The following is a 24565-nucleotide window of genomic DNA, read 5'->3' as shown; positions in this document are numbered from 1 at the left end:
CGCCACTGCCTCAATCTCGTCATATTGAGCATGAGTGGGCGGGACTTCTCTGATCAACACTTTATCGACATCCAGGAATTTACCCCAGCAATTTATATGGTCAATATAAGTATTATTAGGGTCATCAACTACATAATAGGTTTGAATTCCCAGATAATCCAGCATACTCTGGTCAATTTCTGTATTAGGTATGGAATTTTCATCATAAACCAGATTTGTAGAGGCAGAAATTCCCAGACCATCAGTCATATAATTACCACCAGTGTGGATCACATCCATACCAAATAAATTGATATCCTGATAATCAGCAAGTTCAATGGGAATATCATTATCGTTAGGTCGGGGGCGATTAAATGGGAAATTAGTTATGCCAAATTCACCTTCGCCATCTATTACATACCAGGGTCCATAATCTCTGGTCCAGTAAGTATCTGTGGGAGCTATCAGGAATTCGCAATTCGCAGTATTGACCCCTTGAGAATTATACTGACTTAATACAGTATCCTGCTGAGATGTACTGCTTACAATTGTAACTACCTTAGTTTGTTCACTCATCGCTACTATCAAACTCATGGGGATTCCAAATGGATAGCAGATCAAAACACCTTCCATCTTTTCAAATTCTGCCACATTATGCACTGGTCCCACTGGGGGATCTGTCTCATAAAAATCTCTGCCTATCTCATCCCAGCGAGCAGCTTCTGCTGCCGAAAGCCAATGCGTTAATGGAAATGGATCGTTTTCCAAAACATCGATTCTTTCCACAGCATATAATGAAAATGCTCCTATCAAGATGATTATTAAAATTAACTTCTTCATCTATTCTCCTTATCTATTGTATATCTATAAATTTAAATCTGATTTGTCGCGGATTAGCTATCAACTGGCTGCTGCGTCTATATGATATTTGATATACATTGGATACTGATTCAGCAAAGAACTGAAATATCTTACGCAGATCGCTTTTGGAAGAGGTCATTCTGTATTGCCCATTTACTGCCAGCTCATCCAAAACAATTAAATATCCAAATATTCTTTCCGTTTTCAATTTCACCTCTAACCTGAATATATTTCTCGATAATCAACAATCTACCTACCCCACTTCTTAGTCAAGAATGGTTTTTGGGGGAAGGGGACGAAGCGGACTTAGCGGACGAAGTGGACAATGCTTGCTGCGTCCGTTAAGTCCGCTGCCTCCACAAAAAAGATTTATAATAAAAAAGGGGCAGAATTAATTCTGCCCCCATATTTATCTCTATTTTTGGTTTATTTCAATATTATCGCTTTTTTGTAGATGCTGAATTCTTTGCTGCTTAGTTTATAGAAATATAATCCTGCTGCTGCTGATTGTCCGTTAATGGTTTTTCCATTCCAGTATATCTGATGTTCTCCTTGTGTCATTTCACCCTGATACAGATCAGCTACTTTTTGTCCTTTCAGGTTATAAACTGCGATCTCAAAATCATTTACAGGTTCAGCTATACTGAATTCCAAGGTGATCAGATCACGTTGTCCATTATCATTGAAAGGATTAGGGTATATTACAGCAGAGGTGATTAAAGGTGCAATCTCATTTTCATCAGCAGGCATTGATAATACGGTCAACATCACTGGGATAATTGTTTCTGCTTCATTCCAGCTCACAACTATATTGCAGGGATAATCTCCATCTGCTAAACCTGTAGTATCAAAGGTGAGAGTGATCTCATCAGTTTCCTGAGCCCAAAGCTGTCCACTTAACTGATCGGCAGAAATCCAGTTTACTGGACCGCCATATATTTCCAGCTCAATATCTCCGCTGATCTCATGTGGTTCTTCACCATATTCATCACCTAAGATAGTCCAGTTCAATACAGCATTTCCGGTGAAATCAGGAGCAACTTCAATTTCTACCGTACAAGTGGCATATTCACCTTCCTGCAAAAGACCCCAACCGCTTACAGTTTGACCCATCCAGTAGCATAATGCTCCATTTCCTGTAGGTCCTCTAAACAGCAGATCACCACCAGAGCCACCCACGAAATCTGTGGCACTGAGCACATTAAATCCTTCCGGAAAATCTATATAGACTTCTTTTACCCATTCGCTGTCTTCACTGCCATTATAGGCAGTAAATTCCAGCTCAATGGTTTCTCCAGGGCTAAAGAAATCATTTCCGCATGACACATAGCTGCCGGTTATATCGCGAGTAGTTTCCATAAATTCGATGGAGTAATTGAGCTCTCCCCCACCACCATTTGTAAGTTCCAGGGTTCTCACCTCTGTAGTATCACTGGTCATCACAAGTTCAAATTCAGCAGGGCTAAATACCAGTTGAGGAGCCTGCGTACCACCGGCATAATATTCATGAGGATCAGGTTCACCGATCAGTGGATGCATAGCCGTATTACCATCACCATCCATGGCACTGATATAATAGTGTACTACTGAACCTTCTGGTTGACCGGGGATATCTGCTTCCCAAGTGATCGGATCGGTAGATTCCATCACCACATCAATCCATTCACCATCAGCAATCTTGTAATGCATGATCACTTCACCTTCCAGAATTCCTGCTCCGCTATAGGCAGTAAGTTCAGCACTGATATTGAGGTCCACATCAGCAGGTTGATCATCCAGTAAGGGCAGATGATGGATATAAAGCATCTGCCGATCAGCTATTCCCTTGGCTCGGCAATGCAAGGCATCAGTAGATTCCCAGCCCGCTCCACCATCAGGCACATTTACAATCGTATATCCCGGCATAGCTGCTTCATAGGAAGCGATTGCATCATCATCATACTGACTGCCAACTGTAGGTACATAAACATGATCATTCAAGATCAGTGAATTGGTATAAGGCTGGTTATTAGGTGTATTCACCCGATATACCTGGTAGTTATTGCCATAAGAAGATACTTCTCCTGCAAAGAAATCTGCCACTGCCTCTATTTCATCATATTGAGCATGAGATGCAGGCACTTCTCTGATCAACACTTTATCGACATCCAGGAATTTACCCCAGCAATCAATATGGTCAATATAAGTATTATTAGGATCATCTATCACGTAATAGGTTTGTATTCCCAGATAATCAAGCATCCGCTGATCGACTTCATCATTGCTGATGCTGTTTTCGTCGTAGGCGATATTTGTGGAGGCAGATATACTAAAACCATCAGTCATATAATTACCACCAGTTTGGATCACATCCATACCAAATAAATTGATATCCAGATAATCAGCAACTTCTATGGGAATATCATTGTCATTTGGACGAGGACGATTATAGGGGAAATTGACAATACCAAACTCATCATTGCCATCAATTACATACCAGGGTCCATAATCTCTTGTCCAGTAACTATCTGTGGGTGCTATCAGAAATTCGCAATTCGCAGTATTGACTCCTTGAGAATTATACTGACTCAATACAGTGTTCTGCTGAGACGTGCTGCTTACAATTGTAAGCAGCTTAGTTTGTTCGCTCAATGCTATTATCAAACCCATGGGAATTCCAAATGGATAGCGGATCAAAACCCCTTCCATAGTTTCAAATTCTGCCACATTATGCACGGGTCCCACTGGGGGGTCTGTTTCATAAAAATCTCTGCCAATCTCATCCCAGCGAGCAGCTTCTGCTGCCGAAAGCCAATGCGTTAAGGGAAACGGATCATTTTCCAGAACATCAATTTTCTCAACCGCAAATAACGAAATTGCAATCATTAAAGATATTATTAATAATAATTTCTTCATCTATTCTCCTTGTCCTATTGTTCATCTATTAACTTAAATCTTATTTGTCGCGGATTAGCTATCACCTGGCTGCTGCGTCTATATGAGATTTGATATACATTTGATACCGATTCTGCAAAGAATTGAAAGATTTTCCGCAGATCGCTCTTGGAAGAGGTTAATCGATATTGGCCATTCACTGCCAGTTCTTCCAGAACAGTCTCATTGACTCCACCATTACCTTCCAGTCCCATTGTATAGCTGCGAATAACAGAAGTATTTAATACTTCAACCAATTGTACTGGGGTTATGGTCGAATAATTATCTCTGCCGTCAGTAAAGGTAACCAGAGCTTTTCCATCCACATCCAGATCATTTAAAAGGTCGATCCCCATTCCAATGGCATCATATAATTTTGTATAGACACCCATCTGCTGGTTTGAAATAAAATATTCTATATCAGAAATATCGGCACCTGGTTCGATAAATTGGAGTTCGTCTGAAAAGCTCACAACACCTATCTGTGCCTCAGGAGAATTCTCAACTACTACTTCTACAAATTCCACAGCATATGCCAGTACATCATCAAAATCATCCCCAAGGCTATTGCTTACATCAAGTACTAAAACCACACCAAGCTGGGTTAAATTTCCAAATTCTACTTCAAATTCTGGATACCAGACCCATTCATCATCTACTTTTTCTTCAACTTCCACATCGTCTACATAGTAGTTTTCATCACCTTCATAGATTGATAAATTGTTCATTGTCATAGTTATATTGGGTACATCTACCACAAATTCCGGTTGTCCGTCAAAATGCACCTCAGTATCAGTGAGATCCGCTATTACATTAAAATCTGGGTTGGTACCTGTAATATTACTGTATTCACCATATAAATAAAATTCCAGGTCTTTTGCCCCTGAACTGGAACAACTCGATAGCAATACTGCTACCAGTAAAAGAAGTAAATATCTAAAAATTCTTTCCGTTTTCAATTTCACCTCCAACCTGATATTATTCAAATCCAGGCAATTTTCTACCCACCCCACTTCTTAGTCAAGCCTTATCAGTCAGGTCAATGCCTGCAGCGCCGCCTTAGTATTTCTTGACAGGAAAATCTTCTATCAGGTGGATTGATATATGGATATCAAATACTACGAAAGAAACGTGAAGGTATTCCTTTACTATAGATTTTTTAATAACATGCTGATCATCGGTCCTGTACTGATGCTTTTTCTGCTTTGGAAAGGGTTGAACTATACCAATATCATGGTCTTGCAATCTATCTCAGCAATCTCAGTGATACTATTTGAAGTCCCTACTGGTATGGTTTCTGATAAGATCACCAGGCATCTGGCACTATTCTTGGGAAGCCTGCTGTGCTTCATGGGGTTGCTGCTATATATCTTAGGACACAGCTTTTTGATCTTTGCATTTGCAGAAATAACTTTTGGATTGGGCATTACATTCACCAGCGGCTCTGATACCTCACTATTATATGAGAGCCTGGTGAAACTTGACCGTAAAAAGGAATTTCAGACTATTATGGGTAAGACGATGTCAGTAGTTTTCATTGGTCAAGGTGTGGGAGCAGTTATCAGCAGTCTTTTATATAAGATCAATCCATTGATCCCATTCATAATAAGTCTGGGCTTTCTGGTTGTGGCGATGATAATCTCCTCCCTGTTCCATGATCAGGGCAGACAAAAATCCTCTGGCAGTTATCTGAGCCATATCCTGCAAAGCAGTAAGGAAGTATTTACCAAAAAGCGGATCCTGTGGGCACTTGGATTTGCCATTATCATGGGGATAGCCAGCAGGAGCAGTTTCTGGCTTTATCAGCCCTATTTTCAGGCTGTGAAGCTCGATGTTGCCTGGTATGGAGTTGCATTTCTCTTCTTCAATCTGGCAGCAGCTTTTTCCTCTCATTATCTGGTGAATAAATTCAAGGAAATAAGACCGCGACGCCTGCTGCTGGCACTACTCTTTATTATGGGTTTGTCATTTTTACTGCCAGCCCTGCATCCGGCAATCTATCTCATCCCAGTATTTGCCTTGCAGCAATTTGTGCGGGGACTTTATAATCCCACTATGAGCTTTTATATCAATCATCAGGTGGAAGATCACAATCGGGCAACCGTCAGCTCAATGGTGAGTATGGCAGCCAGTCTGGGTTTTGCCATATTTTCGCCTCTCAGTGGATACTGGCTGGATAGAATCGGAGCAATCCCCACCTATTTCCGTATGACCTGGTTCACCTGGAGCGGGTTTGTGCTGCTTTTCATCTTCTGGCGTATTCATAAACGGGCAAAAAAAAGAAGCTGTAGCTCCTAAATGCATGTGCACCGTCGACGAGGGGGCGCAGATAACGTCCGCTTTCAACCCATACCTGCAAGTAAAAACTTCTGCTGATAACTGATCAACCATTACGAAGGTTTTCAACCATTCGCAAGGTCTTAGCTGGTGGAAAGTGAACATTACCTTTGTCCATAAAGTCCATACTCTCTTTTTTGTATTGACACTCTATCTGAGCCTTGTATCTTAGAATATATTATGAAGGTTATATTTATATCAAAAAAGGAGATAGCATGAATTCAACCATACGGGTATTGCAGGTTAATGTAAATACTTCTTTTTACCGTATAGATCGTTATAAATTGGGAGATTTTTTCGGGCCAGTCGATCTTGGCTTGCATCTTTCAGGAAAAAATAATGGCTTAAATATCGGCGTAGGATTATTCGCCGGTTCTATCCTGCCAGGTTCAAATCGACTCATTTTCTCAGGTTTCTCACCCTGTTGGGGAGGATTTTATATTTCTTCCATGGGTGGAGCTGGATTAGAATTCAATAATTTAGGAATAAATCTATTATCCATAATCGGAAAATCCGCCACGCCCTCTATATTATACTTAAATCGTAACCATGGTGAAGAAATACAGGTGGAATTATTACCGATCAAACCTGATGATATCTGGGCTTCAGGAAGGCAGGGTGTATATTCAATGATGGATTTCACTTTTCAAGAATTTGGTGATAAATTTGGCTCTAAACCTCGCATTTTAGCCACTGGACCTGCAGCACGATCAACTGATATGGGCGCTATCTGTTCAGCTGCCATTCGAGATAATAAAATTACTAATGTCGATACCTGGGTTGGTCGGGGTGGTTTAGGATCAAAGCTGTATCAGGAACATGGCATTGCTGCCATTATATATGGTGGAACTCATCTGGAAGAAGATTTTAGAGATCGCTCTGTTGCTGATAAATGGTTCAAAGATAAATATGATCAAATCCTGGCTGTAAAGGATTTTGAAGCAACAACCAAGTATCGATTCGATCCAAAATTCCAAACCGGGGGTACGCTGGGTGTTAATTATGCCAATATATCTGGCAGATTGATCGCTTTCAATTATAAAAGCATCTATTTTAATGAACAGGAAAGATTGGATTTGCACAAAAATTTCATTCTGGATCATTACCTGAAACAATTCAATGAAGAAACCATTATTACCAAACAGCAAAAGACTTGTGGCGAGCCTTGCTCTGCTCTCTGCAAAAAAATGAATGGCGAATATAAAAAAGACTACGAGCCATATCAAACCCTGGGACCTCTTTGCGGTATTTTTGATCAGCGTTCTGCAGAGAAACTGGTTCATCATGCCGATATGCTCGGTTTTGATGCAATTTCTGCCGGAGGAGTTCTTTCCTGGCTGATGGAATGCCTTGATGAAGATTTGTTATCACCAGAGGAAGTTGGAGTTAGTAGAAAACCCAAATTTGATCTTGATAATTTTGATTTGATAAATGATTCTTCCCTTAATTCCGAAATCGGGATTGAACTGCTGGATTCCATCAACCAGAATCGCGGGATCTTAAATTTCGCTGAAGGAGCTCGAAAGTTCGGCAGGAAGATTTCCCGCCAGAAAGGAAAAGAAATCCTTGATAAATTCCTCTACATCGCTTTTGCCCGTAAAGGCTGGATGGTTCCTAACCAGTATTGGACACCGGGTGCTTTATCCCCTATGGCTATTATGGGTAAATATTATATGTATTATGGAAATGAATTCTTCCGACCACGTGATCTGGGACGTTTGTCTGCTGAGCGGTTTCAGGCAGAACTGGTCATGGATAATTTAGGTGTATGCCGTTTCCATAGAGGCTGGGCAGAAGATATGCTCCCCGAGATCATGGATAAAATATACAATTTGAAAGAAGAATTCATCCATAATATCAATATGACTGCCTCTCGCATCAATAGTAGAAATGCCAGCGTTTACTGGGAGTCTGAACGTAACCTGGACTTTGTTATGTGCTTTTTAAAACGCAAAATAGAAGTCGATAAATCCGATGATCCCCAGTTAAAACTATGGCTTAGTAGATTTGAAGAAAATAAATCTGAAGCAGGTCTCGATTTCTGGTATGAAATTCATAAAGGAATCCAGGAATCTCTCAGAGAATTTTAATATTATCAACTAATTTCTGCAAAAACTAAAAAAAAAAGGTCATCATTGCTGATGACCTTTAGAAAATCTATGTTATCTGTTTAATTATAAGATATTAAACGGATTATCTTCATCTACTTCATCTTTTTTATCTTGCTTGTAGCTGCGCCAGTCACCGCCGCCGCCACCATCACGAGAATCCTTTCTTTCTGTCTCAGGCATATCAGTTGGTTCCAGGGATATTCTTTTGCTTTCAATATCTACTCTTGAAACTCTAATTTTCACTGTCTCGCCAATATTTTCTTTAGTATAGTTAAGATTAGCAATCTTCATTTTACTATTTGGCAAGAGACCAGTAACACCATCAGATATTTTGATAAAAGTGCCAAAATTAGCCACATTCTCAATCACACCTTCAATCACATCATTTACTCTAATAACATCATCAATAGTTTCCCAGGGATCTGGCTGCAATGCCTTTAAAGAAAGTGATACCTTTCTTTCGGCAGCACGTACCTTGAGCACCTGAACTTCCACGATGTCTCCAGGAGTAAGAATGTCATTAGCATTAACAACACGACGATTTCTATCCATTTCAGAAATGGGTACCAAGCCTTCAACACCAGGTTGGATTTCTACAAATGAGCCAAAGGGAAGATTGCGTAGTACACGACACTTAATAACTGACCCTTCTTCCAATTCAGCAAGAACTAAATCAGTGGGATCAGGAGTCATTGCCTTGAAACTAAGCGAAACTTTATCACCCTTTAAGCGAATAATTTTTGCTTCAACTTCTTCACCAATGGTAACCATATCAGAAGGTGATTCCACGCGTCTGTGAGCAAATTCTGATATATGCAAAAGTCCTTCCAGACCACCAATATCAATAAAAGCACCAAAATTAGTAAGTCTCACAACTTTGCCCTTGATGATGTCTCCAATCTGGATTTTCGAAAGAGTCATTTCTTTCTGCTGTTTTTCGCTTTCTTCCAGAATCGCTCTACGAGAGAGGACAATGTTTTTGCCATTTTCCGTGAAATCAATTACTCTAAAATCATAATCATTACTTAAGTATACCTTATAGTCAGGAACCATTTTGTTGCTGATCTGACTCAGAGGGCAAAATGCTCTTATTCCAGAAACGTCAACCAGTAAACCACCTTTGATCATACTGATAACTTTTCCAGCCACTGGAATTTTCTGTTCATAAGCTTCCCTGAGAATATGCAGGTTTACACCAATCAGACTGCGGGAAACGCAGGTTTCAGTATCTGAATATTTAGAGATATAACCTGTTAAATTATCACCAACTTTGTATTTGAGTTCACCTTTTTTATCAGTGAATTCACTCTTATCAGCATAAGCATCACGCTTTCCGCCTAAAGTTACAAAGATATATGAATCTGTGATATTGATAATCTCTCCAGTCACTTTATCACCTATCTGATGATCAGTAATCCCTGCCAGAGATTTTTCCAGAAGTTCATCGTAGTCATCTTCTTCTTTCTTTGTCTCAGTATCGATTACTTCATCTTCCAAAGCTTGTACTGCTTTCTCAGTTAAGGGTTCAATTAGCTCTTCCGATTCAATTACTTCTTTGAGTTCAACTGGTTCTTCGGGTTCGATAACTTCATTGATTTCAATTGGCTCTTCCGGTTCAATTACCTTTATAGGTTCAATTGCCTCTTCTGGTTCAATTGCTTCTTTGAGTTCAACTGGTTCCTCAGATTCGATAACTTCCTCAATCTCTACTTTCTCTTCAGTTTCTTCTTTCTCTACTTTCTCTTCTGTTTCTACTGTTTCAACCGTTTCTACCGTTTCTGGTACAACGGGCTTTTCTTCGATAGTAACGTCTTCTGCCTTTGGCATTTCTTCCTCTCGGATTTCGTTGTCTTTTTCCATCTAAACACACTCCCAGTTCTATATTTACTTATTATTTTCGAGTCTAAGACAAAAACATTTCACCATTTATGGTGTCCAGCATTTTTTATGTTTTAAGCTTTTTCTTTTCTGCTGCCGGAAAAAGTATATTATTTAGAATCAACCGGTAACCTGGTGAATTCTTATGCATATCGAGTACAGTTTCCGGATCTCCTATCCTATGTTGGTAATCCTCCGGGTCATGTCCTCCATAGAAAGTGAAAGTCCCTTTTCCATAGTTACCATGCAGATACTTCACTTCATCAGCTCCCGGGACTTCACCCAGGATGATCACACTTTTCTTCACAAAGCGTTTATGAAAGGAAGTAGTTTGCCCCAGAAATCCATTTACAGCATTGGTGTGACACTGTGTGAGCATCGTGGGAACCGGATCATATTTTGCTGAGAAATCAAAAAGCTGAAAATAGTCCTGCTCTGCTCCCCGCAACTTGGCATAATCACTTGCATCAATAGAACTGAATTCATACTGATAAGGATTTGTGATGATCTGAAAATTTTCAAATACCAGACAGCGATCATAATTTAATTTGGATTGATAGGCAGGATCAATGCCATCCCCATCAAAAACCTGATCGACAATATCCACATTGCCCACTGCCTGAGCAACATCATAACTGTCACACGCAGCGCACATGGCGAAAAGAAAACCACCTTTCTGAACGAAATCCTTAATCTTGTCTGTTACAGCATGCTTCATTTGCCATACTTTGCTATAACCCAGCTTGGCAGCCATTTCTTCATTGCTTTGAACGTCTTCCTTATACCAGGGAGCATTCCGATAACTAGCATAGAATTTGCCGTATTGTCCCGTAAAATCCTCATGATGAAGATGTAGCCAGTCATATTCACCAAGCTTACCTGTAAGCACGTCTTCATCCCACAGCGTTTCATAATCTATCTGTGCATAAGTGAGGGCAAGGGTTACTGCATCATCCCAGGGCTCTTCACTGGGGGGAACATATACTGCTATTTTGGGCTCTTTTTCCAACATCACAGCATCCATATTTGAGGCCTGGATCTCTGCCATTATCTGAACTTCTTCTGCTGCATTCACTGATTCATAAGTTACTCCCCGAATATTGCAAAGACTTTGAATATTGTATGAATCGGGTAATAACCATGATCCTCCCCGATAATTTAAGAGCCATTTCACGGCAATATCTTCCTTAAGTGCAGCAAAAGCAATTCCGTATGCCTTAAGATGATTACTTTGGCTATTATCCATCGGTATCAGGATTGATCCATAACTACTGATCCCTGTCATTATCAACAACATAATAATAATTGTTTTGTATTTCATTTTTACCTCTTAAACAAAATCACTCAGTATCTCATTACTGATAAAATATCCATTAGGCATCAAACGGATATATCCATCGTCCTCTTCCACTAATTTCAGCTTCCGGTATTTGACAAGTATTTCCCGATATTTAACTGGAAAGTCAGTTCGAAACTCATTAAAGAAATCTGATATCTTCAACCCTTTAATTGTTCTTAACCCCAGAATGATATATTCTTTCTCTCTCAGTATCTCATCAATGTTTTCCTGGTCATTTAAATATTTAGAAGCATTTATCTCTTTATGCCATTGATTATAACTGGCTGGATTTTGATACCTGAATCCTGAAACATAACCCGCAGCAGAAGGACCACATCCCAGATACTTCTTTTGTCTCCAGTATGCCAGATTATGCTTTGATTCTCTGTCCTCTTTGCAAAAACTGCTTAATTCATACTGCTGCCAGTCACTTGATAAAAGCATTGATCTGATCAAGAAATACATATCGCTCAATGTTTCATCAGAAGGTAGATTTTTCCTTTGATCAGCAAGTAGGCAATCATCTGATAAAGATAAACAGTATGTAGAAATATGCCCAGGAGACAGCTTTAAATATTCTTTGATAGAATATTCCACATCAGGTAAATTCTGCCCTGGTAATCCATAGATCAAATCGAATGATATATTATCAATACCACCATCTTTTAATTTCTCGATTGCCTTGAAATTATCTTCTACACTGTGTCTTCTACCCAGAAATTCCAGTTCTTTATTCTTCATGCTCTGCAAACCAATACTGACCCTGTTCACACCAGTATTTTTCCAGCTTGTGATCAGGGTTTTGGTAATATCACCCGGATTAGCTTCGAGTGTAATCTCGCAATTGCTGCTTCTGGGAATTTGATTGATAATAGAATCTAATTGTCTCTGATCAAGAAGTGAAGGTGTTCCCCCACCCAGGTAAATTGTCTCACATTTCAGTTCAAATATTGATTTATAATATTCAATTTCAGATAATAATGTTTCTATGAATCCTTCCAATTCATCAACTTGGGGTTCCTTGCTGTAAAAGCTGCAATATCCGCACTTTCTTACGCAAAACGGGACGTGAATATATATATGTCTGATTTGTTCTTTATCTCTGACCACTCGCCTACTTGATTATCTTCAAGAATCTTTCCCAGCGTATTTCTTTGGGTCTTTCCTGGTAATAGTATTTTATGTTTTTGATAGGTTCTTTTCCTGAAGAAAAAAAGATAATAAATGGTGAACCTGTTATTGCTCTTCTATCGAGAAAACCCCAAAATCTGCTGTCTGAACTCAGATCACGATTGTCTCCCATTACAAAATAACTGTTATCAGGCACGACTACAGGTCCGAAATTATCTCTTTCACCTTTTATTTTACCATCATAAGTACCATAATTGATATCATTTACTTCATTCTGATTATTCCAGGTAATTGGAACATTATTGAATCCATGAGGGTCTACATATTGCTCATAGTCATGGTGAAATAACTCATCATTCACATATACTCTTCTATCCTTTATCTCAACCTTATCTCCAGGCAAACCAATTACTCTTTTTACAAAATACTTCTTTTGATGCCATTTAAAGAAATTTTTATTTTTATCCCAATATATTGGTCCCACTAAACGAATATAATCTTCTGGGGGTTGTGGATATTTGGGATCTTCCTGATTGTAAAACATTACGATGTCTTCTCTTTCAGGTTCAGTAAAAAAATATTTTAACCTGTTTCCAACCAGATAATCACCAACCAGTAATGTGCTCTCCATTGAGGGGGAAGGTATCATGAAATTCTGAAATATATATGCTTTAATAGGAAAAGCTACCACAAAAGCAAATAAGATTGCTTCCACGTAGCCTTGTAATTGACTCTTTTTTCTTAATACTTTTTTTTTCTTATTTCTCATAACAATTTTATCCTGTCTTATATATTCAACTCAAAAGTATCACCCATTCTGTCAAGATTTATATGATCATCAAATACTCTTACTTCTCTTTGAACATATTAAACTTTATTGCAGTTAATAGTTACATAAAAAAACAAGAGAGCTTCAAGAAGGCGGCGACCTACTCTCCCAATCCGTCGCCAGACCAGTACCATCGGCGCAGGTGAACTTAACTACTGTGTTCGGGATGGGAACAGGTGTAACCTCACCGCAAGAACCACCTTCTGGAAGCTCTCATGATATGTTTGCGAGATAGAGCAATTATAAGAATTTATATATAGAAGCCAATCGATTTATTAGTACCACTCGGCTGAACACATTGCTGTGCGTACACCTGTGGCCTATCAACGTCGTAGTCTTCAACGAATCTCATGGGAAATCTATCTTGAAGGTGGCTTCCCGCTTAGATGCTTTCAGCGGTTATCCATGCCGAACTTAGCTACTCGGCAATGCAGCTGGCGCCACAACCGATACACCAGAGGTTCGTTCACACCGGTCCTCTCGTACTAAATGCAAATCTTCTCAAATTTCCTACGCCCACGAAGGATAGGGACCGAACTGTCTCACGACGTTCTGAACCCAGCTCGCGTAACTCTTTAATCGGCGAACAGCCGAACCCTTGGGACCTTCTTCAGCCCCAGGATGAGTTGAGCCGACATCGAGGTGCCAAACACCGCCGTCGATATGAACTCTTGGGCGGTATCAGCCTGTTATCCCCGGAGTACCTTTTATCCTTTGAGCAACGACCCTTCCATGCGGAATCGCCGGATCACTAAGACCTGCTTTCGCATCTGCTCGACCCGTCGGTCTCGCAGTTAAGCTCCCTTATACCTTTATGCTCTATGGCTGATTACCAACCAGCCGGAGGGAACCTTTGTAAGCCTCCGTTACATTTTAGGAGGCGACCGCCCCAGTCAAACTGCCCACCAGACAATGTCCACAACCGTACAAAGGTCGCGTTAGTAACTCAATACAATAAGGGTGGTATTTCAAGGGTGACTCCACCGACACTGGCGTGCCAACTTCAAAGTCTCCCACCTATCCTACACATACTGTACCAAACTACAATGTCAAGCTGCAGTAAAGGTTCACGGGGTCTTTCCGTCCGTTCGCGGGTAGGCGGCATCTTCACCGCCACTACAATTTCACCGAGTTCCTGGTTGAGACAGCGCGCAAGTCGTTACACCATTCGTGCAGGTCGGAACTTACCCGACAAGGAATTTCGCTACCTTAGGACCGTTATAGTTACGGCCGCCGTTTACCGGGGCTTCATTTCAGGGCTTCGCCGAAGCTAACTCCTCCACTTAACCTTCCGGCACCGGGCAGGTGTCAGTCTATATACATAGTCTTACGACTTCGCATAGACCTGTGTTTTTGATAAACAGTCGCTTGCGCCTCTTCACTGCGACCCCTTCTCGCTCAATCCGTATAGAATATCACAATAATGGGGCACCCCTTCTCCCGAAGTTACGGGGTAATTTTGCCGAGTTCCTTAACCAGAATTCTCTCGAACACCTGAGGATACTCTCCTCGCCTACCTGTGTCGGTTTGCGGTACTGTCTGCAATTGCTCAAACGTTTAGCAGCTATTTCTTGGCGGAGTATATAGGCGGACTTTTAAGACTAGGTCTCTCGTCCCCAGCCTCGGAATATATGAAAGATGGATTTGCCTGTCTTTCTTCCTACACTGGTTCAACGGGACATCCAATGCCCGTCTCCGACGCACCCCCGCGTCACTACATCACTAACAATTACAGGTTCCGGAATCTTAACCGGATTCCCATCGACTACTCAAGCTCGCTTGACTCGTCTTAGGGGCAGACTTACCCTGAGAAGTTTATCTTTACTCAGGAAACCTTAGGCTTTCGGTGTGCAGGTTTCTAACCTGCATTATCGCTACTCATGCCGGCATAGTCTCTTCTGAACGCTCCAGCTGGCCTTACGGCTCACCTTCGACGCTGTTCAGAATGCTCTCCTACCATCTTTCGATCCGCTGCTTCGGTAATATCCTTAAGTCCCGATCATCTTCGGTGCATCATCACTTGACCAGTGAGCTATTACGCACTCTTTAAATGATGGCTGCTTCTAAGCCAACATCCTGGCTGTCTTAGCAATAACACATCCTTTCTCACTAAGAATATATTTAGGGACCTTAGCTGACGGTCTGGGTTGTTCCCCTCTCGCGTACGAAGCTTATCCCACGCACGCTGTCTCCCACGCTGTAAATATTGGCATTCGGAGTTTGATTGGGTTCAGTAAGCTGGTATGCCCCCTAGCCCATTCAGTGCTCTACCTCCAATACTAATCACGCAAGGCACTGCCTAAACAGTTTTCGGAGAGAACCAGATATCTCCTGGTTTGATTGGCCTTTCACCCCTACCCACACCTCATCCACCGATTTTTCAACATCGGTTGGTGCGGTCCTCCAGTTAGTGTTACCTAACCTTCAACCTGGACATGGGTAGATCACCAGGCTTCGGGTCTAATTCAAACAACTAACGCCCTATTAAGACTCGCTTTCGCTATGGCTACACTCCTGTAGAGCTTAACCTGCTGATTAAATTAACTCACCGGCTCATTATGCAAAAGGCACGCCGTCACCAGACACTGACTTAATTTCACTACGTGAAATTCAATGTAAAATTGAAAATTGAAAATGAAAAAATAAATACGCAAGAACCTGACGGCTCTATTATAATTTTACATTTTACATTTTACATTTTACATCTCTTAATTTCACCCAGGTGAAATTAAGACAGTGCCCAGCTCCGACTGATTGTAAGCACACGGTTTCAGGTTCTATTTCACTCCCCTCCCGGGGTGCTTTTCACCTTTCCCTCACGGTACTAATTCACTATCGGTCACCAATCGTATTTAGCCTTACGAGATGGTCCTCGCAGATTCAAGCAGAATTTCTCGTGTTCCGCCCTACTCGGGATTCCAATACCAATTTCACTCCATTTCATCTACAGGACTTTCACCCTCTACGGTCGAACTTTCCAGATCGGTTCGATTATGAAATGAAACCAGATAGCTTGGTCCCACGACCCCCAGGTGTTCCCGGGTTTAGGCTCTTCCGCGTTCGCTCGCCGCTACTGACGGAATCGTTATTACTTTCTCTTCCTCCGCTTACTTAGATGTTTCAGTTCAGCGGGTTAGCCTCCCTTACGGGATGACGCTGTATAACCAACGCCGGGTTTCCCCATTCGGACATCTCCGGGTCTAAGCTCGCTTACAGCTCTCCGAAGCTTTTCGCAGTTAACCACGTCCTTCATCGCCAATTGGTGCCAAGGCATCCACCGTGTGCCCTTAGTAGCTTTCTTTTTATTATTTCTTATAATCACTCTATCTCACATCTATGTATAATATATTTAAAGAACATGGTGGAGGATAACGGGTTCGAACCGATGACCTCCGCCTTGCAAGGGCGGCGCTCTCCCAGCTGAGCTAATCCCCCAATTTTATGGTGGGCCTGGGCTGACTTGAACAGCCGACCTCACGCTTATCAGGCGTGCGCTCTAACCAAACTGAGCTACAAGCCCATAAATTTTTATATAGTAGTATGATGAGTGGAGTTAGAAAGTTTAAAACTTAAATTGGAAGTTATAAAAAAACTTCGTTCTCCTTTAAAAGGAGGTGATCCAGCCACACCTTCCGGTACGGCTACCTTGTTACGACTTAGTCCCCCTTGCTAATCACACCTTCGAAAGCTGCTTCCTTACGGTTAGCTCACCTCCTTCGGGTGCAATCAACTCGGCTGACTTGACGGGCGGTGTGTACAAGGCCCGGGAACGTATTCACCGCGTTATGCTGATACGCGATTACTAGCGATTCCAGCTTCATGGAGTCGAGTTGCAGACTCCAATCCGAACTGAGACCGGCTTTCTGAGATTTGCTCCACCTCGCGGTATTGCTGCCCTCTGTACCGGCCATTGTAGCACGTGTGTAGCCCTGGACATAAGGACCATGATGATTTGACGTCATCCCCACCTTCCTCCAGTTTATTACACTGGCAGTCTCTCTAGAGTCCCCGCCATTACGCGCTGGCAACTAAAGATAGGGGTTGCGCTCGTTGCGGGACTTAACCCAACATCTCACGACACGAGCTGACGACAACCATGCAGCACCTGTCTCCCGGCTCCCCGAAGGGCACTCCAGCATCTCTGCCGGATTCCAAGGATGTCAAGCCCAGGTAAGGTTCTTCGCGTTGCATCGAATTAAACCACATGCTCCACCGCTTGTGCGGGCCCCCGTCAATTCCTTTGAGTTTTAATCTTGCGATCGTACTCCCCAGGCGATGCACTTAACGCGTTAGCTGCGACACTGAAGAAATTATTCCCCAACATCTAGTGCACATCGTTTACTGTGTGGACTACCAGGGTATCTAATCCTGTTTGATACCCACACCTTCGCAATTCAGCGTCAATTTTGGCCCAGAAGACCGCCTTCGCCTCCGGTGTTCTTCCTGATATCTGCGCATTCCACCGCTACACCAGGAATTCCGTCTTCCCATACCAAATTCTAGAATACCAGTATCATATGCCGTACATTGGTTGAGCCAATGCCTTTAACAAATGACTAGATATTCCGCCTACTTGCCCTTTACGCCTAGTGATTCCGGACAACGCTCGCCACCCCCGTGTTACCGCGGCTGCTGGCACGGAGTTAGCCGTGGCTTATTCCTCTGCTAATATCGCTCCACTACATCTATTAAACGTAATGGCATTGCTCACAAAGAAAAGGGTTTTACACACCGAAATGCTTCATCACCCACGCGGCGTTGCACTATCAGACTTTCGTCCATTGTAGACTATTCTCGACTGCTGCCTCCCGTAGGAGTCTGGGCAGTATCTCAATCCCAGTGTGGGCGACCACCCGTTAAGGACGCCTACCTATCATCGTCTTGGTGCGCCATTACCACACCAACTAACTAATGGGACGCAGGCTCATCTTTAAGCGACAGCTTATATCAGAGGCCACCTTTATTCCCGAAGGAACACATGCGGTATTAATCCCCGTTTCCGAGGGCTATCCCCCACTTAAAGGTAGATTACCTACGCGTTACTCACCAGTCCGCCACTGTACTCGCTCTCCCGAAGGAAAACTTTCTCGTTCGACTTGCATGCCTAATCCACGCCGCCAGCGTTCGTCCTGAGCCAGGATCAAACTCTCCATTATAAATTTCTGTATCCTAAACTCTCACTCATCATACACTTCTATTTTTTTTCTTTCACTTATAAAGACCAGAGCTAAAAAGCCCACCCCGCATCAGCAAGGTTTGGCAAACATCAATTAACCCCGTTTTCGTGTCAATACTTTTATTTTATTTTACTTCGTATATCTCTTATATGATGACATCATATCACTCTAAAAAGCTTAGAAATAATCAAATGAGAAAATGGAACTTTTTTATCCTGTTTTTCTAAGTCTCTTATTTTTTTTGAAATATCCTGTAATTTACAACTGGGAGGTTATATATTTTGTATCTAAAAGCAGGGTAAACTTGATTTCACTCAAACCTGAATAAGTTTACTCATTTCTTAATTCGAGATAGAAAACTTCCTTATAGTATTGGTGTTGCAGGATTATGGATTACCAGCAATAAAAGGACCAAATAAATTTTTTGTTCCATCATACATTACTGATTCCAGCCAGTAATAAAGAGTAATACCTTGATAAAAAAATGCGTAATTATCTGTATAAGAATATGATGTTAGTTCATCGCATGTTCCTGCCCCTTCAATCAATCCCTGATTTATTTTTACTGCATTATAAATATTATCATTTATATTCCGATAAATATTCCAGCCAGAATTTTGATATTCACACAATGTTACCCACTCTAGTACATTGTAATTATCAAAAGCATGAGTTACAACAGAATAAAGAATAGTCTGATTATCATTAGGATCAGGTGTAAATAAAGTTGCTGGGCCATAAGTTTCCGAAGCTCCATTAAAGCAAATAGACTCCACCCAGTAATAATAGGTTGCACCATTTTCAATTTCATATTCATCCGTGAAAGCATAGGCTGTAGATTGAGCCGTTGTTCCGGACCCTGGAATGAACGCATTGTTAACTTTGACTGATTCTTCCTGATCTTCTGTCTCTGACCTGTAAATATTCCAGAAGACATTGTTATATTCGCATTGTGTTACCCATTGTAAAACTGGACCTTCATCAGTAAAAACAGCTGTGAAAGAGTTAACGATAGTGGAATCGGGCTCGTCGGGAACATGAAATTCAACCGGATCAAAAATCTCTGTAATTCCGGAGATATCTACAGATTCAAGCCAGTAATAGTAAGTTAAGCCATATTCATATTCAAATATATCCATGAATGAATATTCTGATATTTGAGTTGTTGTTCCAGAACCTGTTATTAACTCTTGGTTTATCATGACAGCCTGTGATATTTCATCAGATTCAAATCGGTAAATGTTCCATCCTGAATTATTTAATTCACATTGCGTTGCCCAATATAAGCTAGGGCCTTCATGATAAAACACGGTTGTAAAATTGCTAATTATAGTCTGATTGGGATAGACAGCAACATTGACAATTACTGAATTCTCAGTATTACCGGAAGTGTCATAGGCTTTGGCTATCAGAGAATGAGTTCCGAGATTATCAGTAGTGTCCCAGTTATATTGATAGTTTGAATCACTAATTGAACACAACAATTCTGAATCAAGATAAAATTGCACACTGTCAATTGCTGCATTATCAGTTGCTTCTGCAGTAACAGAGATAAAAGATCCTTCAAAAAAGGCATCTCCGTCATTCGGGTAAACGATTGTCACATAAGGACAAGTAGTATCTGGGTTTGTTGGATCATCGCTGCATCCGGTAAATAATCCCAGAACAAGAATAATCAGACAAAGATACTTCATAAAAACCTCCTTCATACAGTTATCATAATGAGTTTTTTTTTGATATTTAAATAACTTAGTATAAAATAATAAATTTAAAAAATTATAGTCAAGTAGATTATCAGAGTACCTATCCCCCAGATAAGAAGCATCTGGCGATCTTTTCGATATTCTCCTCAAGGATGTTCTCTTGAGCTGTGGCTTTCATAAGTTTAAATAAAGTTCGCATTATAAAATTTTCTTTTTCTGGACGATATATTCCTCCGAAAGATTCCATAGCCACTGCCTGATCAATTAGTTCTGGCGGGAAGCTTTTGACAAAATATTCTTTGATCTTATCTGCATCAACACTCAGACAACAACAGAATAGAGCTATCCGGCAATTTTTCAGTCCCGCAAGATTGGATTCGGCAAATTTACGCATTCCGTTTTTAATTTCACCAGCGAGCACTGCTCCGCCCAAAATAACATTATCATAGCCTTTTACGGACGGGCTTTCTTTAACATTTGCAAGTACTGTCTCCCCTGGCAATTTATCAGCCAGCATCTTTGCCAGCTTTTCAGAAGTACCTTTCCGGGTTGAATAAACTATCAAGTTTTTCATCTACTTTCCTTTTTTATATCTTTAATTTCAATTTATGTTATTCGGGCAGAAACCCGATATGATAGAATAATCCTGCAAACAGTGTAAACGCAGTGAACCATGTCAACAAGAAAAACTACTTATTTGATCAACATGATCTTTTTAGTTGCTATTTCATTACTACTCTTAAACCGCACCAGATACACTCCTGAACTCACTTTCCTGCCAGTCGCATTTCTGCCATTCCAGATGAGACTGTTTTTTCCTGCCGGCAGGATTTCATCTGCGAGAAGCTTCACTAATTGCCCTTTTAAATTATACACTGACAGGTTTACATACTCTGCTTCAGGTAGATTAAATGTTATCTGTGTCTCAGGATTGAAAGGATTAGGATAATTTTCAATTTTCAATTTTTCATTTTCAATTATAATTTCTTCTTCCTCTATTGCTACCATTCCATATTCATAAGCACCCATATCAGGAGCAATACCCCAATATTCATCTTCACTAAGATCAACTAAGACGTAACCTTCATACTCAAAATAAGCAATACCGGTATCAATGCAGGGTGAATTCTCTGTAAGATGATAATCTCCCAGCTCAGCATCCACAAATAAAGGATCAGCATCAATATTACCATCTAACCAGTTAACTGTCCCATTATCGTAGGTTTCTATTCCCTCCTCTCCTCCATCAATATCAGAATAAGCTATTGTTATTGTATTTGGCAAATAATCATCATGAAATTCAACTTCCTGAGGTGAATTATTCCATAAAATACAGTTCATTAAAATCGTACTGGATGAATCTACGCAGTAAATCCCACCGCCATAATCAGCCGAATTACCCATAATCGTCACATTCTCTAAAATCGGATATGAATAATTTATACAGGTTATTCCACCACCATAATCAGCCGAATTACCCGAAATCGTCACATTCATTAAACTCGGACTACTGGAATAATAGCAATTAATCCCACCGCCATAATCTACAGCCGAATTATCCGAAATCGTCACATTCTCAAAACTCGGACTGGAACCCCAGCAGTAAATCCCACCGCCCCTTTCAGCCGAATTATTCGTAATTGTCACATTCATTAGACTCGGACTGGAACACCAGCAGTAAATTCCACCGCCATGATCAAAAGCCGAATTACCCGAAATTATTACATTCGCTAAACTCGGTCTGGAATTACTAATGCAGTGAATCCCACCGCCAGTAATAGCAAAATTATCTGTTATCGTCACATCCTCTAAAATCGGACTGGAATCATTGCAGTAAATTCCACCACCCCTCGATTCGTCGCAAGTCGCTAAATTATCCGTAATCGTCACATTCATTAAAATCGGTCTGGAACGCCAGCAGTAAACTCCACCGCCATCATCTTCAGCCGAATTACCCGTAATCGTCACATTATCTAAACTCGGATTGGAAGAAGAGCAGCAAATCCCACCACCAAAACTAGCCGAATTACCCGTAATCGTCACATTATCTAAAATCGGATTGGAAGACTCGCAGTGAATCCCACCGCCAGCAGTTCCTGCCGAATTATCCGTAATCGTCACACTCTCTAAACTCGGACTGGAAGAAAGGCAGCAAATCCCACCGCCATTATATCCAGCCGAATTATTCCAAAATAAACAGTTCACTAAACTCGGATTGGAATTAAAACAGCAGCAAATCCCACCGCCATGTTCTCCAGCCGAATTACCCGTAATCGTCACATTCTCTAAACTCGGACTGGAAGACTCGCAGTAAATTCCACCGCCGTACCATCCAGCCGAATTATCCATAATCGTCACATTCTCTAAACTTGGACATGAATAATTTATACAAGTTATTCCACCACCTGTATAAGGATATGATCCAACACCTTGCCCATTAGTAATCGTAAAACCAATTAATACAGAAGTAGAATCTTCTTCACTTTCAAAAGTGACCACTGAGCCATCTTGATTACCATCAATGATCGTTTGCGATATATAGCTTGTATCCTGCGTAGTATAAAATAGCGATCCCAGTATTATCGCTTTGCCTGCAAGATTGATATTCTCTATATAAGTTCCCGGAGATACTATGATCTCATCTCCATCTTCAGAGGCATTAATTCCCTCCTGAATAGTTGCGTAATCTTCCGGTATGTATATTGTTGTCGCAAAAGCACCTATAATCAAAACTAAAAAAAATATACACATAATCTGCTTTTTCATCATTACTCTCCATATTCATTGATATAATATATTAAATTTAAATGTAATTCTGTGATAATTTGTCAACTATTTTTAGTAAAAATTGGCATCCCTCCGAAATTAAAATTTTCCTGCTGCTAAGTCATATGTGCAGCGCCGGTGTACTCACAGGTGCGGCGCAGATGACGACCACTATCACCCATTCCTGCGAATAAAAAAACTGCTGAGGATAAATACATAGACAGCAACTGATAACTGGTCGTAGTTCTCGCCGCACTTCCGGAGTACCATCAGCGCTGCAAGTCTTACCTATCTGGTCAATTATCTATTATAAACATGCCCTGAATATATCAAACACAGGGGGATGCCAGTTATCTAAACATCCCCAGGATTAATAATTACTCCCGAATTACTCATTCCTCAAATATTTCACCGGATTGGAATTTGCAGCAGTAATTGTTTTATAACTCACAGATATGAATATGATCACAAAAGAAGAGATGAATGTGATCACAAAAGACCATATACTCAATTCCACATGATATTCAAAATTACTCAGCCAGCGAGACATGAAATAGTATGCCGGGTACCAGGCGATGACGTTTGCAATAATATTTAACCAGAAGAATTCCTTAAAAATTATTAGCAGTATATTGGGTACTGAGCTACCCAATATTTTACGTATAGCAATTTCCTTTGATCTCTGCTCGATCAAATAAAGCGCTAATCCAAATAATCCCAGGCAGGCAATCACCAATGCCAGAAAAGCAAAATACGTAGTGATCACACCCAGCTTATTATCGGTTTCATGCAGCTTGTCAAAGGATTCATCCAGAAAGTAATATTCAAAAGGAAGCTCGGGTGCGCTTTCTTTCCAGATACGTTTGATGTCAATGATCACCTCATCTGTTGCTTCAGGATGAAATCTTATGATCATATTTGTAATATCAAAAATATGGATCATTAAGGGTTCGATTTTAGTTTTAAAATCTGCATAATGAAAATCTTTTACGACCCCAATTATCGTCCCTTTTTTAGGAGGGTCCATATTCCAGGTATATAGCATTTCCAAACCAACTGGATCTTGAAGTCCCAGATCCGCAACTGCTGCTTCATTCAAGATGAACGCATCATCTTCATCAGTTGCCAGATCATCATCAAACCATCTGCCGCTATACATCTCAAGCCCCAGTGCATCAAATGTTCCTTCAAGATTAACCTGCTGAGTTCTGATCCAGGTCTTTCCATTATTATCTCCGTATCTTTCAGGATTCATACGTGCCAGTTCCGGGATTTCCACTGAACAAAAAGGAACTCTTTCACCCGGAAGATATTCAATACTGCCAATGCTTTGAACTGCGGGTAATGACTTTAGTTCATCGATGATAACTTCATATTCCTCTTCTTGCATTCCTGCCAGCGGTACAACCAGAAGATTTTCCTTATTAAAACCAAGATCCTTATTCTCTATGTATTCCAGTTGTCTTTGAACAGTTAACACTGAAATTATCATCATTACTGATATGCTAAATTGCGTGATCACCAATATCCGTCTTAATATT

General features: G+C 40.8%; 14 protein-coding genes, 2 tRNA genes and 3 rRNA genes. 2 read left to right on the top strand and 17 right to left on the bottom strand.

Annotated elements, in window-relative coordinates:
* The 4 genes from RAO94_05110 to RAO94_05095 all read right to left on the bottom strand — a co-directional run.
* A partial coding sequence (locus RAO94_05110; GenBank protein MDP8321707.1) for an agmatine deiminase family protein occupies positions 1-819 on the bottom strand: 819 nt, incomplete at its 3' end.
* A gap of 13 nt (positions 820-832) precedes the next feature.
* Positions 833-1048 (bottom strand): hypothetical protein, encoded by a 216-nt coding sequence (locus RAO94_05105; GenBank protein MDP8321706.1) that lies wholly within the window; start codon positions 1046-1048, stop codon positions 833-835.
* Between the two features lie 218 nt (positions 1049-1266).
* Positions 1267-3735 carry an agmatine deiminase family protein gene (locus tag RAO94_05100; protein MDP8321705.1) on the bottom strand — a complete coding sequence of 823 codons (2469 nt, stop codon included), beginning with the start codon at positions 3733-3735 and terminating at the stop codon, positions 1267-1269.
* A 14-nt stretch (positions 3736-3749) separates the two neighbouring features.
* Positions 3750-4712, bottom strand: coding sequence for a VWA domain-containing protein (locus RAO94_05095; GenBank protein ID MDP8321704.1), 963 nt, complete (start codon positions 4710-4712; stop codon positions 3750-3752).
* 145 nt (positions 4713-4857) lie between these two features.
* Here RAO94_05095 and RAO94_05090 point away from each other — a divergent pair, with 145 nt between their 5' ends.
* Complete coding sequence (locus RAO94_05090; protein ID MDP8321703.1) at positions 4858-6051, top strand: MFS transporter; 1194 nt, start codon at positions 4858-4860, stop codon at positions 6049-6051.
* 254 nt (positions 6052-6305) lie between these two features.
* A complete protein-coding gene (locus tag RAO94_05085; protein ID MDP8321702.1) occupies positions 6306-8180 on the top strand; it encodes an aldehyde ferredoxin oxidoreductase N-terminal domain-containing protein in 1875 nt (624 codons plus the stop codon).
* 84 nt (positions 8181-8264) lie between these two features.
* On the opposite strand, the gene RAO94_05080 is transcribed toward RAO94_05085, so the two are convergent.
* The 13 genes from RAO94_05080 to RAO94_05020 form a co-directional block, all read right to left on the bottom strand.
* Entirely contained in the window at positions 8265-10061 is a 1797-nt protein-coding gene (locus RAO94_05080; GenBank protein MDP8321701.1) for a S1 RNA-binding domain-containing protein, read from the bottom strand.
* 85 nt (positions 10062-10146) lie between these two features.
* Positions 10147-11400: an asparagine synthetase B gene (locus RAO94_05075; GenBank protein MDP8321700.1), complete on the bottom strand. Its 1254-nt coding sequence runs from the start codon at positions 11398-11400 to the stop codon at positions 10147-10149.
* Between the two features lie 9 nt (positions 11401-11409).
* Positions 11410-12528 carry a radical SAM family heme chaperone HemW gene (gene hemW / locus RAO94_05070; protein MDP8321699.1) on the bottom strand — a complete coding sequence of 373 codons (1119 nt, stop codon included), beginning with the start codon at positions 12526-12528 and terminating at the stop codon, positions 11410-11412.
* 4 nt (positions 12529-12532) lie between these two features.
* Positions 12533-13318, bottom strand: coding sequence for a signal peptidase I (gene lepB / locus RAO94_05065; GenBank protein MDP8321698.1), 786 nt, complete (start codon positions 13316-13318; stop codon positions 12533-12535).
* A gap of 147 nt (positions 13319-13465) precedes the next feature.
* Positions 13466-13582: ribosomal RNA gene (gene rrf / locus RAO94_05060) — 5S ribosomal RNA — on the bottom strand.
* Positions 13583-13632: 50 nt separating this feature from the next.
* Positions 13633-16679: ribosomal RNA gene (locus RAO94_05055) — 23S ribosomal RNA — on the bottom strand.
* A gap of 58 nt (positions 16680-16737) precedes the next feature.
* Positions 16738-16813, bottom strand: a tRNA-Ala gene (locus tag RAO94_05050).
* A gap of 7 nt (positions 16814-16820) precedes the next feature.
* Positions 16821-16898, bottom strand: a tRNA-Ile gene (locus RAO94_05045).
* An 87-nt stretch (positions 16899-16985) separates the two neighbouring features.
* Positions 16986-18534 (bottom strand): 16S ribosomal RNA (locus RAO94_05040).
* Together the 16S, 23S and 5S rRNA genes with 2 tRNA genes alongside form the textbook arrangement of a ribosomal RNA operon.
* A gap of 407 nt (positions 18535-18941) precedes the next feature.
* Positions 18942-20249, bottom strand: coding sequence for an Ig-like domain-containing protein (locus RAO94_05035; GenBank protein MDP8321697.1), 1308 nt, complete (start codon positions 20247-20249; stop codon positions 18942-18944).
* Positions 20250-20358: 109 nt separating this feature from the next.
* Entirely contained in the window at positions 20359-20832 is a 474-nt protein-coding gene (locus RAO94_05030) for a flavodoxin domain-containing protein (GenBank protein MDP8321696.1), read from the bottom strand.
* A 119-nt stretch (positions 20833-20951) separates the two neighbouring features.
* Positions 20952-23027 carry a T9SS type A sorting domain-containing protein gene (locus RAO94_05025; GenBank protein MDP8321695.1) on the bottom strand — a complete coding sequence of 692 codons (2076 nt, stop codon included), beginning with the start codon at positions 23025-23027 and terminating at the stop codon, positions 20952-20954.
* 385 nt (positions 23028-23412) lie between these two features.
* Positions 23413-24565, bottom strand: a 1153-nt coding sequence (locus tag RAO94_05020; protein ID MDP8321694.1) for a hypothetical protein, incomplete at its 5' end; no start/stop codon positions are given.

The organism is Candidatus Stygibacter australis, from assembly GCA_030765845.1.
GTDB classification, from domain to species: domain Bacteria; phylum Cloacimonadota; class Cloacimonadia; order Cloacimonadales; family TCS61; genus Stygibacter; species Stygibacter australis.
Note: the sequence above shows the minus strand (reverse complement) of the source record. Positions and strands in the feature narration are given on the sequence as shown.

Excerpts from the sequence above, each read along its gene's own strand:
- RAO94_05025 (MDP8321695.1), bottom strand. The coding sequence starts at position 23,027 with ATGATGAAAAAGCAGATTATGTGTATATTTTTTTTAGTTTTGATTATA.
- RAO94_05075 (MDP8321700.1), bottom strand. The coding sequence starts at position 11,400 with ATGAAATACAAAACAATTATTATTATGTTGTTGATAATGACAGGGATC.
- RAO94_05090 (MDP8321703.1), top strand. The coding sequence starts at position 4,858 with ATGGATATCAAATACTACGAAAGAAACGTGAAGGTATTCCTTTACTAT.
- lepB (MDP8321698.1), bottom strand. The coding sequence starts at position 13,318 with ATGAGAAATAAGAAAAAAAAAGTATTAAGAAAAAAGAGTCAATTACAA.
- RAO94_05080 (MDP8321701.1), bottom strand. The coding sequence starts at position 10,061 with ATGGAAAAAGACAACGAAATCCGAGAGGAAGAAATGCCAAAGGCAGAA.
- RAO94_05085 (MDP8321702.1), top strand. The coding sequence starts at position 6,306 with ATGAATTCAACCATACGGGTATTGCAGGTTAATGTAAATACTTCTTTT.
- RAO94_05100 (MDP8321705.1), bottom strand. The coding sequence starts at position 3,735 with ATGAAGAAATTATTATTAATAATATCTTTAATGATTGCAATTTCGTTA.
- RAO94_05035 (MDP8321697.1), bottom strand. The coding sequence starts at position 20,249 with ATGAAGTATCTTTGTCTGATTATTCTTGTTCTGGGATTATTTACCGGA.
- RAO94_05030 (MDP8321696.1), bottom strand. The coding sequence starts at position 20,832 with ATGAAAAACTTGATAGTTTATTCAACCCGGAAAGGTACTTCTGAAAAG.